The 16,748-nt window shown below is 58.2% G+C and carries 15 protein-coding genes; 12 read left to right on the top strand and 3 right to left on the bottom strand.

All coding sequences use genetic code 11. The features are described from left to right. The first annotated feature begins 7 nt into the window (after nt 1–7). The 7 genes from F3N42_RS14490 to F3N42_RS14460 all read left to right on the top strand — a co-directional run bounded on the left by F3N42_RS14490 (nt 8) and on the right by F3N42_RS14460 (nt 7,801). Nucleotides 8–1,201 (top strand): ATP-grasp domain-containing protein, encoded by a 1,194-nt coding sequence (locus F3N42_RS14490; RefSeq protein ID WP_150865322.1) that lies wholly within the window; start codon nt 8–10, stop codon nt 1,199–1,201. Nucleotides 1,202–1,277: 76 nt separating this feature from the next. Next, the gene (locus tag F3N42_RS14485) at nt 1,278–1,985 is read left to right on the top strand and encodes a WbqC family protein (RefSeq protein ID WP_150865320.1); all 708 of its coding nucleotides are present in this window, start codon (nt 1,278–1,280) and stop codon (nt 1,983–1,985) included. A 67-nt stretch (nt 1,986–2,052) separates the two neighbouring features. Continuing rightward, the gene (locus tag F3N42_RS14480) at nt 2,053–3,018 is read left to right on the top strand and encodes a glycosyltransferase family 2 protein (protein WP_150865318.1); all 966 of its coding nucleotides are present in this window, start codon (nt 2,053–2,055) and stop codon (nt 3,016–3,018) included. Beyond that, entirely contained in the window at nt 3,002–4,138 is a 1,137-nt protein-coding gene (locus F3N42_RS14475) for a Gfo/Idh/MocA family protein (RefSeq protein ID WP_150865316.1), read from the top strand. Before F3N42_RS14480 ends, F3N42_RS14475 begins: the two co-directional genes overlap by 17 nt. A 740-nt stretch (nt 4,139–4,878) precedes the next feature. Further along, complete coding sequence (locus F3N42_RS14470) at nt 4,879–6,945, top strand: S8 family serine peptidase (protein WP_191621456.1); 2,067 nt, start codon at nt 4,879–4,881, stop codon at nt 6,943–6,945. Nucleotides 6,946–7,130: 185 nt separating this feature from the next. Continuing rightward, nucleotides 7,131–7,388: an AbrB/MazE/SpoVT family DNA-binding domain-containing protein gene (locus F3N42_RS14465; RefSeq protein WP_150865312.1), complete on the top strand. Its 258-nt coding sequence runs from the start codon at nt 7,131–7,133 to the stop codon at nt 7,386–7,388. Next, nucleotides 7,385–7,801: a type II toxin-antitoxin system VapC family toxin gene (locus F3N42_RS14460; protein WP_150865310.1), complete on the top strand. Its 417-nt coding sequence runs from the start codon at nt 7,385–7,387 to the stop codon at nt 7,799–7,801. The genes F3N42_RS14465 and F3N42_RS14460 overlap by 4 nt, the downstream gene beginning before the upstream one ends. Before the next feature lie 338 nt (nt 7,802–8,139). Here the strand turns inward: F3N42_RS14460 and secA are convergent, their stop codons facing one another. Next, entirely contained in the window at nt 8,140–10,911 is a 2,772-nt protein-coding gene (gene secA / locus F3N42_RS14455) for a preprotein translocase subunit SecA (protein WP_150865308.1), read from the bottom strand. Between the two features lie 151 nt (nt 10,912–11,062). On the opposite strand from secA, the gene F3N42_RS14450 reads away from it, so the two are divergent. From F3N42_RS14450 to F3N42_RS14430, 5 genes are all read left to right on the top strand, one after another. After that, nucleotides 11,063–11,485, top strand: coding sequence for a putative toxin-antitoxin system toxin component, PIN family (locus F3N42_RS14450; RefSeq protein ID WP_224784961.1), 423 nt, complete (start codon nt 11,063–11,065; stop codon nt 11,483–11,485). Nucleotide 11,486: 1 nt separating this feature from the next. After that, a complete protein-coding gene (locus tag F3N42_RS14445) occupies nt 11,487–11,717 on the top strand; it encodes a toxin-antitoxin system HicB family antitoxin (protein WP_150865306.1) in 231 nt (76 codons plus the stop codon). Nucleotides 11,718–11,735: 18 nt separating this feature from the next. Then, nucleotides 11,736–12,074 (top strand): DciA family protein, encoded by a 339-nt coding sequence (locus F3N42_RS14440; protein ID WP_150865304.1) that lies wholly within the window; start codon nt 11,736–11,738, stop codon nt 12,072–12,074. Between the two features lie 97 nt (nt 12,075–12,171). After that, the gene (locus F3N42_RS14435; protein ID WP_150865302.1) at nt 12,172–12,921 is read left to right on the top strand and encodes a CPBP family intramembrane glutamic endopeptidase; all 750 of its coding nucleotides are present in this window, start codon (nt 12,172–12,174) and stop codon (nt 12,919–12,921) included. Nucleotides 12,922–13,146: 225 nt separating this feature from the next. Continuing rightward, on the top strand, nt 13,147–14,001 hold the full coding sequence (locus F3N42_RS14430; protein ID WP_150865300.1) for a hypothetical protein: 855 nt from the start codon (nt 13,147–13,149) through the stop codon (nt 13,999–14,001). Between the two features lie 87 nt (nt 14,002–14,088). Here F3N42_RS14430 and lpxC read toward each other — a convergent pair whose 3' ends face one another. Both lpxC and ftsZ read right to left on the bottom strand, forming a co-directional pair. After that, the gene (lpxC, locus tag F3N42_RS14425; protein ID WP_150865298.1) at nt 14,089–15,003 is read right to left on the bottom strand and encodes a UDP-3-O-acyl-N-acetylglucosamine deacetylase; all 915 of its coding nucleotides are present in this window, start codon (nt 15,001–15,003) and stop codon (nt 14,089–14,091) included. 486 nt (nt 15,004–15,489) lie between these two features. After that, complete coding sequence (ftsZ, locus tag F3N42_RS14420; RefSeq protein ID WP_150865296.1) at nt 15,490–16,737, bottom strand: cell division protein FtsZ; 1,248 nt, start codon at nt 16,735–16,737, stop codon at nt 15,490–15,492. Nucleotides 16,738–16,748 lie beyond the last annotated feature (11 nt).

Raw genomic sequence — 16,748 nt, 5'->3', positions numbered from 1 at the left:
TGAATGAATGATGTCCATCAAACGTAGCAAACCATTACTTTTCGTTGGTGGTGCCTATGCAGATATTCCGCTAATAAAGGCGGCAAAAACTCTAGGCTTTCACGTGTCAACTACGGGTCTCAACCAAAATAGCCCAGGGCATTGCGAAGCAGATGAATACTACCCCGTAGACTACGCTGACCACTCAGCGATATTGGATTTGGCAAAAAGACTGAAAATCGAAGCGATATGTCCTGGCTGCAATGACTTTTGCGGCCTAGCAGCAACATACGTTGCAGAGCACCTGAAACTGCCAGGCTACGATTCATTCGAAACTGCTCAAATCATTCATCACAAAGATGCCTACAGAAAGTTTGCAACAGCTAACAATATACCCACGCCTGTCGCACAGTGTTTCACTAATTCTCAAGAAGCTTTAGCTTATTTGAAACTCCAAAAAACACCGATGATAGTGAAGCCCGTAGACCTGGGCTCTGGCTCAGGAATTACAAAGATTGAAGTAAATGAGGATGCTGGTGAGAAAATTGCGACCGCACTTACAAGCTCCAAGGCAAAGCGAATCGTCATTGAAGAATTCCTTGAAGGCACTAGGCATGGGCTTTCCTGCCTTCTTAAGAATGGCAAAGTCGTGTTCTCGTTCTTTGACGATGAGCATTACTTCAAGAACCCTTATCTCGTTTCAGGCGCATCTTCCCCAAGCTCTGTATCTGAATTCGCCAAAAAAGAGTTGATTGAGCAGTCAGAAACAATTGCGGAGCGACTTTCGCTAGTGGATGGGTTATTCCACGTACAGTTTATTGTTAGGGACGATCAGCCCTTCATCATTGAAATCTGTCGGCGCCCCCCGGGGGACTGGTACCCAGAGTTTGTAAAGCATGCCACTTCTGTCGACTATCCGCTTCAAATTGTGAAGTCGTTCACAAACCCAAAAAGCATTGAAAATTCACAGACAATAACTACCAGATTTTTTCTCCGGCATTGCATCATGAGTGAACAAGACGGACAGATAGCTGAAATCGAATACTCAGAATCAATTCTCGCTAATGTTAAAGACAACTACATGGTGATGAAAAAAGGTGATCAAATCGCCGATCACATGACCCAACGACTTGGAATTGTATTTATTGAGTTTGAGTCAGCCGCAGAAATGCAAGAAAAAGCCCCAAAAATGCAAGAGCTAATCAAAGTCAAAGTTTCGTGACACCAATTAGCACAACTTTTTCGGACGAATCGTTAGCTCTTAGCTCAATGCTTTCAGCACTTTTGAAGCCCGTAAAATGAAGGCGGCCATCATTCAATCCAGCTATATTCCGTGGAAAGGCTACTTCGATCTAATTAAATCGGCCGATGTATTCGTTATCTATGATGTTGTTCAGTTTACAAAGAACGATTGGCGAAACCGCAACAAGGTAATAACTAACCGTCGCCCTAGTTGGTTAACCATTCCTGTACGTCATTCCTCATTGGAGCAAAGAATCAATGAGACAACTGTTGCGGACCCTCGATGGGCGAACAAACATTGGAAAACCATTGCGCAAAGCTATTGTAGTTCACCTGGATTCAAACTCTACTCGGATCAACTTGAGTCGCTGTACAAAGAACTCTCGAACGAAAGGCGCCTCACTTATATTAACGAGACATTACTGCGGTGGGTTTTCAGCGTATTGGATATAAACACTCGCATTGTTCGAGCTGAACAATTCGATCTACCAAATGACCGAATGGAAAACTTGATTTATATCTGTAAAGAGCTAGGTGCAGATGAGTACATTTCCGGCCCTTCAGCTCAGGCTTACTTTAATCAAGAGCTTTTTGAGTCCTCCGGGTTACGGCTATCATGGTTTGAATATGGTGACTATCCAACATACTCACAAAAAAGTGATGTTTTCGAACACCATGTAAGCATTCTTGATTTATTGTTCATGACAGGCACTAGTGCTAAAAGTTTATTCGTTGGGAGTTCGACCAAAGCCGACATGGGCTAGCTGAACAGAACATTTTCCCGACAACTGATTTTGCGTTTTATTATCCCCTCGAGAACATTGTCAAAACATGACTGCACGCGTACACATATCCGTAGTTACGCCCGTTTATGGGCGCAGTTTAGACTTAGTAACACTCTACGAACGAATTCGAACATCTTTATCGTCCATTACTGAAGACTTCGAAATCGTAATGGTGAACGATGCGAGCCCGGACAATGCTTGGGAAGTGATTCAGAAGCTTTCTGGTAGGGATCGGCGTGTAAAGGGAGTGAATCTCTCAAAAAACTTCGGACAACATGAGGCTATTACTGCGGGCATAGAACTCAGCCGAGGTGAATGGGTTGTTGTTATGGACTGCGACCTTCAGGACCCACCAGAGGACATTCCCAAGCTCTACAACAAAGCATTGAACGGATTTGATATCGTCTTCGGGAAACGTAAAGAACGGAACGATTCTGCAACCAAGAAAACGTTGTCACGGCTGTTCTTTTTGTTCATCAAACATGGTTGCGGACTAGAGCATGAACCAGAAACAGCAAACTTTGGAATTTTTTCAAGGCGAGTTGTCAAAGAAACCCAAAATAATGCGCGAATGCAAATGCCGTTCATGCGGCGGCTACACGATTTAGGGTTTCGGCGAAGCCATGTACAAGTTGGGCATAATCATCGCGAAATTGGTGAATCATCGTACTCACTACGAAAACGGATCTCGTTGGCCTTTGACTCTGTCATTTCATACTCAAACCGTCCTCTTAAATTTGCTGTTGCATGCGGATTTTCAATGTCCGCAATATCAGCAATCTACGCTGCAGTCGTAATTGCTCAGTACTTATTCCTTCAGAAACCTCCAGCAGGCTGGGCGAGCGTCATAGTGTCTCTATATTTCATTGGGGGGTTGTTGTTGGCAATCGTAGGGGTGTTAGGTTTGTATGTGGGGAAGGTTTTCGATGTCGCCAGGGGCAGACCCGCTTATGTAGTCCAGGAAACAACTTTTGAAAAGGGAAGAAGTGAGGACGATGGAAAAACCTTTTAGGCTCGGGGTAATAGGCGGTGGATTGAACTCGGCCGTCGGACATGTTCACCGTATCGCTGCAACGATGGATGATCGATGGAAGTTTGTTTCTGGATGTTTCAGCACTGACTTGACTGAAAACCGAAGAACTGCCGAAGTCTGGGGTGTTTCACCCGACCGTTGTTATAAAGACTGGATAGACCTCTGCGAAAAAGAACAAGGGCATGTCGATGCTCTACTCGTCCTTACACCGACTCCAACACACGCTCAAATCGTAACGAACGCGCTAAGCTGCGGCTTTAACGTGATCTGCGAAAAAGCACTTGCAGCCAACAGCAAAGAAGCCAGAGAAATTCTGGCTGCGACCCAGAAATTTGGCAGCTATTTGGCTGTGACTTACAACTACAGTGGTTATCCCATGATAAGGGAGTTGAAGAGTAAAGTTTCATCCGGCGAGTTTGGTGAAGTTATTCAAATACACATTGAGATGCCTCAGGAAGGGTTTATTCGACGGACTCTGGATGGCCAGGCCATTACCCCTCAAGATTGGCGGTTGAACGATGGTAGTGTTCCCACAATTTCGCTCGACCTTGGTGTCCATTTGCATCAATTGGTCAAGTTTTTAACCAATTCAAAACCAATCGAGTTGGTTGCAGCAGAAGAAAGTCTTGGAGCGTTTAGTGAGGTGATAGATAACGTCAACTGCATCGCACGATACAGTAATGGACTTGTTTGTCAGTTCTGGCAGTCGAAAGCTGCGCTAGGTGAAAGAAATGGACTGCGGATAAGGCTGTTCGGCACCCATGGATCTGCTGAGTGGCTGCAAATGGAGCCTGAGACAATGCGAGTGTGTGATCGATTTGGACACATTTCAATTATCGATCGAGCAACACCAGAATCTGCTGTGTCTTCAGAGAATCGCTACACTCGCTTCAAAGCTGGCCATCCTGCTGGCTTTATTGAGGCATTTGCAAACTATTACGTTGATATAGCTGACGCGCTTGACTGCTTTCTGAAAAATGGGACTCAAAAATCACCTTATGTAAGCGGACCAAAAACTGCGCTTGAAGGGTTATTTATGCTTGAAGCCATGTCACGTTCTGCCAAACATAAACGCTGGGAATCAATCACAACAGATTGAATTAGCGACTCAAGAAACAACCCCATAAATCCATCAGGCTTCTGAGAGAAAAGCGATTTTTTGGAGTTTGCAACGATGGAGGATTTTTGGTGTTATCGATCGCAAGTTGGTAGACCTCATTGTTTGTTCATTTTTATTCAATCCATCGCGAACAAGAGTGAAGACCTCTACCAACCAATCAAGCTTAGAGTTAACGAAATCGGCTACTTGCCTGAACATTTAAAATCCAATTGAAGCCTAATCAAACTCCCAACGAAAAAAATTTCCTGGAGCCTTACGTTTTCAATTTTCGTGGTACCTACATCAGGAATCACAGCCGAAACATTCGCTTTTTAATCACCATTTGTAAATGCATCCCCCCTACATGTAATCTGTGCCGCACCAGCAGTGCGGTCCTCCCGCATTTTGACGGGGCGGCCGTGGTTGCTTAGGCAATTCACTTGGGTCGTGCTTGTCGGCGGCCCCTTATCTTGGGGAGTCTTTTATTTATGAAACGTTCCAGTCCGGTTATTGGCGGGTTGTTGGTGTTGCTTGCGGTGTCTGGCAGTGTGCAGGCGGCGGTGAGTGGGGGTGAGGCGGTTCTGATCCAGTGTGATGGGAACTGTTCGAAGGCGGTCAAGGCGGTGCGGAAGGCCGGGGGGACGGTGACGCGTGAGTTTAAGTACGTGGACGCGATTGCGGCCACGGTGCCGGGGGCGAAGCGGGGGGCGTTGAGCCGGGCTTCCGGGGTTTCGGTTTTGATGAAGGATGTGATCGTGGATGCGCCGGCGGCGGTTCGCGAGGCGTCGCTGGAAGGTGATATGGCCGGGAAGTTGGCGGGTGCGGCCGTGGCGTCGGTGAGTGCGGGCGGTGAAAACCTGCCGGAGGATTTGCTGTTCAATTTGCCGATGATGGGCGCGGACGTGATGTTTGGGGCCGGGTTCATGGGTGATGGGGCCATTACGGCCATTATCGATTCGGGCACCGTGGCGCATGGGTCGTTCCTGCGTGGCGGGTGCCAGTCGGCGGAGCCAACGCTGCTGGGTGGTGAGACCTGGATTGGTGGTGCGGATCCGACCGAGCCTTCGGCGACCAGCCCTTTGAATGGCAACCATGGCAGCGAGGTGGGTACCGTTATCGCGGCCAATGCGCTGTACAGCTGGCCGACGGGGCATATCGTGCCCCAGGTGATTTCCACGCATGCGCCGGGGTCGATTATCCCCAACGGCGCGACGCAGCTGATGCCGATGATTGGTGTGGCGCCCTGCTCTCACCTGTACGCCCTGAAGGTGTTCAGCGCGTTTGGTGGCGGTGCGCCCACGTCTGACGTGGTGGCGGCCATGGAGCGGGCCATCGATCTTAAGCTCAACTTCGATGCGGGCATGCCCAGTGTGCCGGTGTCTGGTTCCGGCGCGCCGGAAGACCCGTTTGTTTACGACTCGCTGAATATCACCACGGTGAACATGAGCCTGGGTGGTGCGACGCTGTTTGCTACGCAGGATTTCGATGACCTGTTGACCGAGGCCATGGTGGATGCCGGCATTACGCTGGTGAACTCCGCGGGCAACGAGGGCCACTCGGCCATGACCGGCGGCAGTGCCGGTACCGGCCGTGGCAGCCTGACGGCGGGTGCGGCGAGCACGGCGGCGCATGAGCGCATCTACGTGGACCTGTTCCTGGCCAATGGCTTTGGCACGCTGTACCGCGCGTCCGAGCATACGCAGACGGCCACGTTCAGCTCGCGCGGGCCTTCTGCTGACGGCCGCATCAGCACGGATGCCGTGGCCAATGGCGACTCCATCTGGATGGGTGGCGCCAATGGCGGTTGCTGCCTGATCGGTTCCGGCACGTCGTTCTCGGCGCCGCAGATCGCGGGTGCTTCGGCGCTGCTGCACGCGGCGTTCCCGGACGCCACTGGCGAGGAAGTGCGCAATGCGCTGGTCTACAGCGCCAACCCCAACCTGCTGGGTGACAACTCCGGTCCCATCGACCAGGGCAACGGCTTTATCGACATTCCGGCGGCCTACACCATGCTGGCCACTGACAGCGTGCCGGCCGGCCTGCCCACGGGCGCGGCGGGCGCCTCGGTGACCGACAATATCGAGGCCCTGGGCTTCGAGGTCATTTCCATCGGCAATGGTGGTTCATACACCGTCACGCTGGAAGACCTGGCGCCGGGCCAGGTGGGGCATATCTTCCTGGCCTCGCACAAGAACACCGAGCAGTTCAGCATCTCGCTGAGCAACCTGTCGCCGGCCCTGCCGCCGGGGCAGCAGAACCAACTGTTCGGCGACGACCTGTTCGTACACGTGCAGGACGCCATCACCTCTGACGAGGCCGTGATCGCCAGCGGTTTCATCAACGCCGACACCGTGCTGACCGTGGACAACCCGCAGTCGGGCATTGTCCGTGTCGGCATCATGGGTGACTGGACCAACGCGGGCACCATTTCGGTGGACGTGGAGATCACCGAGGTGCGCGGTTCCGGCGGGCCCAAGCTGGCCGGTGGCAAGGTCGCGCACGGTGGCTTCGACGGTTACCTGGTGAACATTCCGGCCGGCCTGGGTTCGGCCACGTTCGAGCTCAGCTGGAACAACGACTGGGGCTCATTCCCCACCGACGACCTGGACCTGGTGCTGTGGAACGCGGTCTACGGCTTCAACTTTGACGGCGCAACCTTCGCCAGCCCGGAGCGGGCCACGCTGGTGGCACCGGAGCCCGGCATCTGGGAAGTCTACGTCGACGGCTTTACCGTCTGGGGTGTTCATGGCGGGCCGCGCAGCAAGTACCAGCTGCACGCCTGGGACCAGGACGGCAACGCGCTGTAATCGCACGTTCCTTAACGTGAGGATGGAAAGGCCGCCTTCGGGCGGCCTTTTCTTTTAGCCAAAATCCTACATCCATTTCAGAAGGAAGCTAACGCGCTGTCTGTCCATGATTGGCATGCTCGAGACATTGGACCGATTGAAGAATCCCGGCCGTGACGATAAAATCATTACTTGGTAATACTTTTATGATCTCGATGGACGAATTCTCGGTGACGCAGAAAGGCCAGGTGACGATTCCGAAGCACATTCGCCAGGCGCTGGGCATACGCGCTGGCAGCCGGGTGACGTTCAGGCTGGTGGATGGCCGCGTCGAACTGTCGCTCGCGCGGGCGCCAGCGGTTCCGGTGGATAGCGGCTTTGGCCTGCTCAAGAGCAGCCAGGTTAGCGCTGTGCCGGTCGACTTTGACGTGGCGGCGCTGGCGACGGATGACCCGGCAACGTGATCGGCCTGGATACCAACGTTCTGGCCCGCTACTACGTAGAGGACCGGCCGGACCCGGCCACTGACCGGCAGCGCCACGCCGCACGGTCGTTGATGGAATCCGGGCGCGAACTTTCCGTAGCCGTCACCGTTTTGCTGGAGCTGGAGTGGGTCCTGCGCGGGTACTACCAGTTCAAACCAGGGGAAATCAGCCGTGTGTTCGGCCACCTGCTGTCACTGCCGCATATCATTGTCGAGGGCCGCACCGCCGTTGAGCGCGCCCTGGACGGCTACCAGGCCGGGCTGGATTTTGCCGACGCTCTACATCACGCGGGATACGCCGGCTGCGAGACCATGGCGACCTTCGACGACCGGCGGTTCGCCAGGAGGGCTCGGCGGCTTAACCTGTCGCCGCCGGTGATGATTCCGCGGTAGTCGCCTTCCGCTGATATACATCAGTGCCGTTTTCTTACGACATCACCGAGATCGGGGTCTATTATTAGGGTGCTATGAGAAAACAGAAGATTCAACGACCGTGCTGGCGCACCTTTGCTAAAGAGGCACCGCCGGTGCCAGACGATTTCCTGGATAAAGCTGAACGCGATCAGGGTGAACTGCATTCCGAGAGTTTTCAGCCCAATTCAGTTGGCGCCGTATCTAAGCCACTCACACCTGACGATGATCTGTTCGATGAGATGCTGAGTAAATCGCCGTAATCAGTATCGGCGTGCACTCTCAGCACGGTGTGCCCAAAACACCCCGCCTGGACTAACTTAGCTCAACCGCCCGTGACACTGCTTGTACTTGCGCCCTGAGCCACAGGGGCACGGCTCGTTGCGGCCGACCTTCTTGCCTTCGCGCACCACCGGCTGCTCCTGGCGGGGCGGCTGGCCGCTGGACGGCATGCCGCCCTGGGCGCCGCCGGGGCCGCCTGCGGGCTCTGCAGGTTCCGGGGTTGGCAGGCCGCCGGCCTCGTCGTGGCGGTACTGCACGCCCTCGGCGGGCGCGCGGCGCTGGGCGTCCACGGCTTCCACGTCTTCCTCGGCGCGGATCTGCACCCGGGCCAGCAGGCGCATCACATCGTGCTGCACGCTGTTCATCAGGCCGCTGAACATCTCGAAGGCTTCGCGCTTGTATTCCTGCATGGGCTGCTTCTGGGCGTAGCCGCGCAGGTGGATGCCCTGGCGCAGGTAATCCATGCTGGCCAGGTGGTCCTTCCACTGCTGGTCGAGCACGTTCAGCATCAGCGCCTTCTCGAAATGACGCATGACCTCGGAACCGGTCTGCGCTTCGCGGGCCTCGAAGTGGTTGTTGACCACCTGGTGGGTGCGGCTGCGGATGGATTCCTCGCTTGAGAGCTCGCCGGCCTCTTCCCAGCGCGTCAGCGGCACGTGGATGCCGAACTCGCCGTCCAGGGCCTGCTCCAGGCCGGCCAGGTCCCACTGCTCGTCGATGCTGCCGGGCGGCACGAAGCGGTCGATGATGTCGTCGAACACGTCGTTGCGGAACTCGACGATGGTCTCGTGAATGTCATCCAGCTCCATCAGGTCCTGGCGCTGGCCGTAGACCACCTTGCGCTGCTCGTTAGCCACGTCGTCGTATTCGAGCAGGTGCTTGCGGATGTCGAAGTTGTGGGCCTCGACCTTGCGCTGGGCGTTCTCGATGGCGCGGTTCAGCATGCCGGCCTCGATGGCCTCGTCTTCCTTCATGCCGAAGCGCTGCATCATGTTGGCCATGCGGTCTGACGCGAAAATACGCATCAGGTTGTCTTCCAGCGACAGGTAGAAGCGCGACGAGCCCGGGTCGCCCTGGCGGCCGGAGCGGCCGCGGAGCTGGTTGTCGATACGGCGGGACTCGTGCCGCTCGGTACCGATGATGTGCAGGCCGCCGGCCTCCAGCACCTGGTCGTGCAGCTTCTGCCATTTTTCCTTCGCCGCGGCCCTGGCCATCTCGCTGGCGTCTTCGCCCAGCGCTTCCAGCGCGGCTTCCAGGCTGCCGCCCAGCACGATGTCCGTGCCGCGGCCGGCCATGTTGGTGGCGATGGTCACGGAGCCCGGCGCACCGGCCTGGGCGACGATGTGCGCCTCGCGCTCGTGCTGCTTGGCGTTCAGCACCTCGTGCGGAATCTTCAGCTTGCGCAGCTTGTTGCCGATCAGCTCGCTGGTCTCGATGGACGTGGTGCCCACCAGGACCGGCTGGCCGCGTTCCATGCACTCGCGGATGTCGTCGACAATGGCGTCGTACTTGTTTGCCGCCTTCAGGAACACCAGGTCGTCGCGGTCATCGCGCACCATGGGGCGGTGCGTGGGGATCACCACCACTTCCAGGCCGTAGATGGTCTGGAATTCGTAGGCCTCGGTGTCGGCCGTACCGGTCATGCCGGCCAGCTTGTTGTACAGGCGGAAGTAGTTCTGGAAGGTGATGCTGGCCAGCGTCTGGTTCTCGCGCTGGATGGGCACGCCCTCCTTCGCTTCCACGGCCTGGTGCAGGCCCTCGGACCAGCGACGACCGGCCAGGGTGCGGCCGGTGAACTCGTCGACGATCACCACCTCGTTGTCTTTCACGATGTAATCGACATCGCGCTGATACAGGTGATGCGCTCGCAGGCCGGCATTCAGGTGGTGCACCAGGGACAGGTTGTTGGACTGGTACAGGCTGTCCTCTTCGCCCAGCAGGCCTTCCTTCACCATCAGGTCTTCGACGTGGGCCATGCCCTCTTCCGTCAGGTAGACCTGCTTCTGCTTCTCGTCCACGGTGAAGTCGCCGGTGGGCGCCTGCTCCGGGTCGTCCGGCATCTCGCCGCGCTGCAGGTGCGGAATCAGCTTGTCGATGCGCACGTACAGCTGTGGGGCGTCTTCGGTGGGGCCGGAAATGATCAGCGGGGTACGGGCCTCGTCGATCAGGATGGAGTCGACCTCGTCGACAATGGCGAAACTGCGGTCGCGCTGGGCGCGCTGCTCGCCCGAAAACGCCATGTTGTCGCGCAGGTAGTCAAAGCCCAGCTCGTTGTTGGTGGCGTAGACGATGTCGCAGGCGTAGGACTCTTTCTTCTCCGCCGGCTGCATGCCGGGCACGGCCACGCCCACGGTAATGCCCAGGGCGCCGTACACCGGGCGCATCCACTCGGCATCGCGGCGCGCCAGGTAGTCGTTCACGGTGACGACATGCACGCTGCCGCCCGCCAGGGTGTTCAGGTAGGCCGCCAGCGTGGCCATCAGGGTCTTACCCTCGCCGGTCTTCATCTCGGCGATCTTGCCGTCGTGCAGCACCATGCCGCCGATCATCTGCACGTCGTAATGACGCAGGCCCAGCGTGCGCACGCTGGCCTCGCGAACGGCGGCGAAGGCTTCAGGCAGCAGCTGGTCCAGGGACTCGCCCTTGTCCGCGCGTTCACGGAATTCGGCGGTTTTGGCCAGCAGCTCGTCGTCGCTGAGCGCCTGCATGGCGGGCTCGAGTTCGTTGATGGCATCGACGGCCTTGCCGAGCTTCTTGACCACGCGGTCGTTGCGGCTACCGAAAATCTTGGTTGTCAGGGCATTCAGCATGTTCTGTGCGTCTTTATAAGATGAGTCCCGGGTACGAAGTGGGGGCTGGGCGGCGCGGATGCAAGGCTAGCATAGCGCCTGGAGCATGACCCAGTGTCCACGACCATCACGATTGCCACATGACAGCATATATGCAATCATCGAGGGCATGATGAAGCGAGTCGTCATCGACACCAATGTACTTGTTGCCGCACTCATCAGTCCCGATGGCGCGAGTCGTGAGGTGTTACGACGCTGCATACAGGGTGCGATAAAGCTGCTCATGGGCAATACACTGTTCCTTGAATATGAGGATGTCATATCCCGCCCCGGGATCACCAGGCAGTGCCCTGTTGACCGAGCCGTGATTGAACAACTGATCGCTACCATGATGTCTGTCAGCGAGTGGGTGTCAGTTTATTTCCTATGGAGGCCGAACCTTCGCGATGAGTCCGATAACCATGTACTGGAACTCGCCGCCGCGGGGAATGCCGATTACATCGTCACCCATAACCTGAAGGACTTTCAGTCTTCGCAATTAAACTTTCCATCGATCAGGGTCGTAACACCGGCCCAGTTACTGGAGGAAACATGACATGGGTACCTTGACTGTCAGGTTACCGGACGAACAGCACCGCAGGCTCAAAGCACTGGCCAAACGCAGGCGTATCAGTGTCAATAAATTGATGGAGGAGCTGTCAACACGCGCCATCGTCGAGTTCGATGTCGAAACCCGGTTCCGCGCGCTGGCCTCGCGTGGCTCTGTAGAGCAGGGCCTGGATGCCTTGCGCCAGCTGGATGAAGCCTTTGAGAACCCGGCACGGTAGTCACTCACGTCGCTGACCATGCCCCCTCCCGCCTGGAAAGAAAAACGCCTGGCCCGCCCGGTGGCCGAACTGATGGCCAAACCCGGCTCCGGCCTGGCCGGCCTGCTGCAGCGCGCCGAAGCGCTGGCGCGCGTGGACGCCGTCGTGCGTGATTTACTGCCACCCAGCCTGGCGCCGCATGTGCGCGTGGCCAATGTGCGTGACGGCAAGCTGATCCTGTGCACGCCGGTGGCGGCCATCGCCACGCGGTTGCGCATGGAGGGTCCCGGCCTGCTCGAACAGCTGCGCGATCACGGTGTTACCGGTGTTGCCGCGCTTGAAGTGCTGATCACTCCGGACCTGCCGGGCGGCAGGTAATCACCCGGGTCTTCGCGGCCTTTTCCCACTATGGCGGCCGGGTAATGGACTAGACTGGGAGCCACGTTCAGGTATCAATGAATCGGTAGCGCTCGTCATGTCGAAACGCGATTACCCCTGGTACGACAAACAGTCCTCGCCTCTGGGCGGGCTGGACTGGCTGATCATCCTGGTGGCGCTGGCCGCCGGGTTCGCAGTACTGGCGCTGGCACCGCCCACGCTGGCCGGCGTGCCGCCAAGCCTGTACGGCCTGCTGCGGGCCATTCTCTTCAGCGTCATTCCCCTGGCTGCCCTCGCCTGGCGCGCCGGCACGTGCTGGCGCGCGCTGTTCAACGGCTGGAAAGCCAGCTACCTGTGGTGGGGCCTGCTGTTCGGCGTCATCAACCTGGCGTTCACGGCGGTGATCGGCTCCGTCGCCATCAGGGTGCTGGACCTGGCCGCCAACCCCGTCGTCGGCGATCTCGCTGGGGGCGAGATTCCGGGCGGCCCGGCGATGTTCTACCTGACCACCGGCCTGCAGCTGTTCGGCGAGGAAGTCATCACCCTGCTGCCGTTCCTGTTCCTGCTGTGGCTGGGCGTCCAGCACCTTAGCCTGTCGCGCACCGCCGCGGTGATCATCGCCTGGGTGGGCTCGGCCGTACTGTTCGGCGCTATCCACCTGCCCACCTACGACTGGAATGTTGTCCAGGCGCTGCTGCTGATCGGCCCGGTGCGGCTGGTGCTGACCCTGGCTTACATGGTCACCAAGAGCATCTGGGCATCGACCATCGCCCACATTCTGAACGACTGGACCATGTTCACCTTTGCCATGGTGATGGGCGGCATGGCCGCCGCCGGTGGCGGCTGAATACTCCCGTCACCCACACAACTTTCAATATTGGAGATTCCAAATGAATGCACGATACGCGCTCCCGACTCTCCTGCTACTGCTCACCGCCTGCGGCCCGGAAAGCCAGGCACCCGCGCCGGCCGAGCGGGTTAGTATCTGGTAGTCATGCCGTTTTAACGGGTATATGGTAGAAATACGAGCTCACCCCATTCACTCAACCTGACCACACAACGAGGAGAACTCATGGCTCCGAAATGCACTTTACCTTTTGCCGTGGTCCTGGCGGCCACGTTTTCCGCCACTACGATGGCCAACAGTTACCTGAATGACCTGGTAGGCGACCGTGCCAGCGGTGCCGAGCAGGAACTGGAAGACCGGGGTTTTGAGCACCACAAGACGATCAAGATCAAGGACACCGCCATGGGCTACTGGTGGAATGACCGGGATGAGCAATGCGTGGTCGTGTCAGTAGAGGACGGCCGGGTCAAATCCATCTTTGACCAGCCCGAATCGATGTGTGGCGGCTCATCGTCATCGTCCAGCCACCACTCCAGCAGCTCTCACGGCTCCAGCCGGTACTTTAACGTCGATTCGGTGGAAGGCATGCGTGCTTCCAGCGGCGAACGTGAACTCGAAGACAATGGCTGGGAGTTTGTCAATTCTTCCCGCGACGGCAGCCGCATCTGGTCCAACTGGTGGAACGATCGCGAGCGCGAATGCGTGACGATCGTTACGCTCAACGGCCGCTACGACTCGGTGACCGACACCCTGCCCTATGACTGCGAACGCGACAGCTCGTCTCACGGCAGCCACGGCAGCAGCCATGGCGGACGTGGTGATGGCGTGACCCTGTACCGCGACAAGGACTACCACGGCGAATCCCTGACCCTTTACCGCGACGAGTCCCACCTGGGTGACACCCGCCTGGGCGACGACGAACTGTCGTCCATCCGTGTGCCGTACAACTGCCGGGTGACGCTGTACACCGACTCGCGCTTCCGGGGCCGCTCCGAGGACCTCAGCAGTGACCAGTCGAACATGCGCAACTCGCGTATCGGCAATGATTCTGCCTCGTCCATCGAGGTCGACTGCGACTGATCCGCGGTAGTGCCGCTGTAAAGCAGCCGGCGGACACAAAAAAGCCCGGGCCAGGCCCGGGCTTTTTGCGTTTCGGATACGCCGGGCTCAGATCGCCAGCGCCGCCGGGTTGGCGTAGGAAATGGGCGCGCCTTCGGGTTCCTCGAAAGTGACTTCCTCGAAGGTCTCCGGGTTTTCCAGCATCTTGCGCAGCAGCAGATTGTTCAGCTCGTGGCCGGACTTGTAGCCGGAATACGCGCCGATCAGGCTGTGGCCCAGCAGGTACAGGTCACCAATGGCGTCCAGCATCTTGTGCTTGACGAACTCGTCCTCGTAACGAAGCCCGTCCTGGTTCAGCACGCGGTAGTCGTCCAGCACCACGGCGTTATCCAGGCTGCCGCCCAGCACCAGGTTGCGCTCGCGCAGCATTTCCAGGTCCTTGACGAAGCCGAAGGTGCGCGCGCGGGCAATTTCCTTCAGGAACGACTGGGTGGAAAAGTCGATCGAGGCGAAGGAATGGTGCGACGCAAAGGCCGGGTGGTTGAATTCGATCTTGAACGAGACCTTGAAGCCCTCGTACGGCTCGAAGCGCGCCCACTTGTCGTCCTTGCGGATCTCCACGGGCTCGAGCACGCGGATGAAACGCTTGGGCGCGGACTGCTCCTCGATACCAGCGGACTGGATCAGGAACACGAACGGGCCCGCGGAGCCGTCCATGATCGGAATCTCGGACGCGCTGACATCCACGTAGCAGTTGTCGATACCCATGCCAGCCAGTGCCGACAGCAGGTGCTCGACCGTACCAACCCGAACGCCATCCACCACCAGTGCCGTCGACATGCTGGTATCACCCACGTTGTGGGCGTTGCCATGCAGCTCCGCCACGGGGTCGAGATCGACCCGGCGGAACACGATGCCGGTGTTCACCGCCGCTGGACGCAGCGTCATGAACACTTTTTCACCGGTATGGATACCCACGCCGGTGGCGCGGATAACGTTCTTGAGGGTGCGCTGTTTTATCATTTTGAACGCCTCAAGTGCGAGGATGGCGCGGATTCTAACACAGCGAGAGCGCCCTCCAAAGCGGTTTCTGACACATTTACAACACGTTTGTTGTTGTTTAACAACATGTTAACGGTGACGCGTTACGCGGCTTGGGTGACGCGTTACGCGTGACGCGTGACGCGTGACTTAAAACATCGCGGATTGTGGCGGCGCCAGGACGATCGCGGCCATTACGGCCTCCCAACACGTTCTTCGTTTCGATCATCGTGCTTCCTCCCAGTCCACTCCGCGTTACGCGTCACGCGTCACGCGTCACGGTAACGCGTTACCCGTCACCAAGCCCGTGGGGCGACACGGCGAGAATCGCCCCACGAGCCCTCCCAACAACACATCCAACGTCACACCAATGCGACGTAAACGCCACAGCAACGCGCGACCTCCCAGCGACCGTCGCGTTACGCGTCACGCGTTACCCGTCACCGTGACGCGTTACGCGTCACCCACCTAGTCCGCCTGCTTGCGGAGGAAGGCCGGGATATTCAGGTACTCCAGGTCCTTCGGCGACTCGAACAGCGCGCCTGATTCAGGCACCGCGTGGTCGCGGTTGCCGTGAGCGGCGCGGTGGTCGGTGCGGCCGTGGTCGCTGTGACCGCTGTCGGCGCGGTTGGTTTCGGCGTGGCCGTTGTCGGCCGGGCTGTCATTCCAGTCGGCGATGGGCTCGGCCTGGCCGGTGGTGCCGTTACGAACCACCTCGAAAGGGCGCTGGCCCCGGCTCTTGCCGCGGTCGCGCTGTACTTCCTCGCCCAGGCCGGTGGCGACCACGGTCACACGCAGTTCGTCGCCAATGTCCGGGTCGATGACGGCGCCCACCACCACGGTGGCGTCGTCGGAGGCGAGATCCGTGATCTGCGTGTTGACCTCGTCGAACTCCTTCATGTGCAGGTTCATGCCGGCGGTGATGTTGACCAGCACGCCGCGGGCGCCGGACAGATCGATGTCTTCCAACAGCGGGTTGCCGACGGCCTCATGCACGGCCTGCAGGGCGCGGTCTTCACCGCTGGCGCGGCCGGCGCCCATGACCGCGGTGCCCATTTCGGACATGACGGTGCGCACGTCGGCAAAGTCGACGTTGATCAGGCCCTGGCGGGTGATCAGCTCGGCGATGCCCTGCACGGCGCCGTGGAGCACGTCGTTGGCCACCTTGAAGCAGTTCAGCAGCAGGGCGTCGTCGCCCATCACCTGCAGCAGCTTGGAGTTCGGGATGGTGATCAACGAGTCCACCTGGCGCTGCAGTTCCTCGATGCCCTGCTCGGCAATCGACATGCGGCGCTTCTGCTCAAAGCCAAAGGGCTTGGTGACCACGGCCACGGTCAGGATGCCCAGCTCCTTGGAGCACTCGGCAATCACCGGGGCCGCGCCGGTGCCGGTGCCGCCGCCCATGCCGGCGGTGATGAACACCATGTCGGCGCCATCCAGGATCTCCATGATGCGGTCACGGTCTTCCAGGGCCGCCTGGCGGCCGACTTCCGGGTTGGCGCCGGCGCCCAGGCCCTTGGTGACCGTGGAGCCCAGCTGCAGCGCCGAGTTGCCCTTGAAGGCCTTCAGCGCCTGGGCGTCGGTGTTGGCCGCGATGAAGTCCACGCCCTCGATGTTGGCGTCGATCATCTGTTGCACGGCGTTGCCGCCGCCCCCGCCTACGCCGATCACCTTGATCTTGGCGTTTGGCATGTAGTTTTCCACCAGTTCAAACATTGTCTTTTCCT

The sequence above is a fragment of the Marinihelvus fidelis genome (genome assembly GCF_008725655.1).
Classification (GTDB): Bacteria; Pseudomonadota; Gammaproteobacteria; order Xanthomonadales; family SZUA-36; genus Marinihelvus; species Marinihelvus fidelis.
Note: the sequence above shows the minus strand (reverse complement) of the source record. Positions and strands in the feature narration are given on the sequence as shown.

Excerpts from the sequence above, each read along its gene's own strand:
- F3N42_RS14465 (WP_150865312.1), top strand. The coding sequence starts at position 7,131 with ATGATCTCGATGGACGAATTCTCGGTGACGCAGAAAGGCCAGGTGACG.
- secA (WP_150865308.1), bottom strand. The coding sequence starts at position 10,911 with ATGCTGAATGCCCTGACAACCAAGATTTTCGGTAGCCGCAACGACCGC.
- F3N42_RS14450 (WP_224784961.1), top strand. The coding sequence starts at position 11,063 with ATGAAGCGAGTCGTCATCGACACCAATGTACTTGTTGCCGCACTCATC.
- F3N42_RS14440 (WP_150865304.1), top strand. The coding sequence starts at position 11,736 with ATGCCCCCTCCCGCCTGGAAAGAAAAACGCCTGGCCCGCCCGGTGGCC.
- F3N42_RS14490 (WP_150865322.1), top strand. The coding sequence starts at position 8 with ATGATGTCCATCAAACGTAGCAAACCATTACTTTTCGTTGGTGGTGCC.
- F3N42_RS14470 (WP_191621456.1), top strand. The coding sequence starts at position 4,879 with ATGAAGGATGTGATCGTGGATGCGCCGGCGGCGGTTCGCGAGGCGTCG.
- F3N42_RS14435 (WP_150865302.1), top strand. The coding sequence starts at position 12,172 with ATGTCGAAACGCGATTACCCCTGGTACGACAAACAGTCCTCGCCTCTG.
- F3N42_RS14445 (WP_150865306.1), top strand. The coding sequence starts at position 11,487 with ATGGGTACCTTGACTGTCAGGTTACCGGACGAACAGCACCGCAGGCTC.
- F3N42_RS14480 (WP_150865318.1), top strand. The coding sequence starts at position 2,053 with ATGACTGCACGCGTACACATATCCGTAGTTACGCCCGTTTATGGGCGC.
- ftsZ (WP_150865296.1), bottom strand. The coding sequence starts at position 16,737 with ATGTTTGAACTGGTGGAAAACTACATGCCAAACGCCAAGATCAAGGTG.
- lpxC (WP_150865298.1), bottom strand. The coding sequence starts at position 15,003 with ATGATAAAACAGCGCACCCTCAAGAACGTTATCCGCGCCACCGGCGTG.
- F3N42_RS14430 (WP_150865300.1), top strand. The coding sequence starts at position 13,147 with ATGGCTCCGAAATGCACTTTACCTTTTGCCGTGGTCCTGGCGGCCACG.
- F3N42_RS14475 (WP_150865316.1), top strand. The coding sequence starts at position 3,002 with ATGGAAAAACCTTTTAGGCTCGGGGTAATAGGCGGTGGATTGAACTCG.
- F3N42_RS14485 (WP_150865320.1), top strand. The coding sequence starts at position 1,278 with ATGAAGGCGGCCATCATTCAATCCAGCTATATTCCGTGGAAAGGCTAC.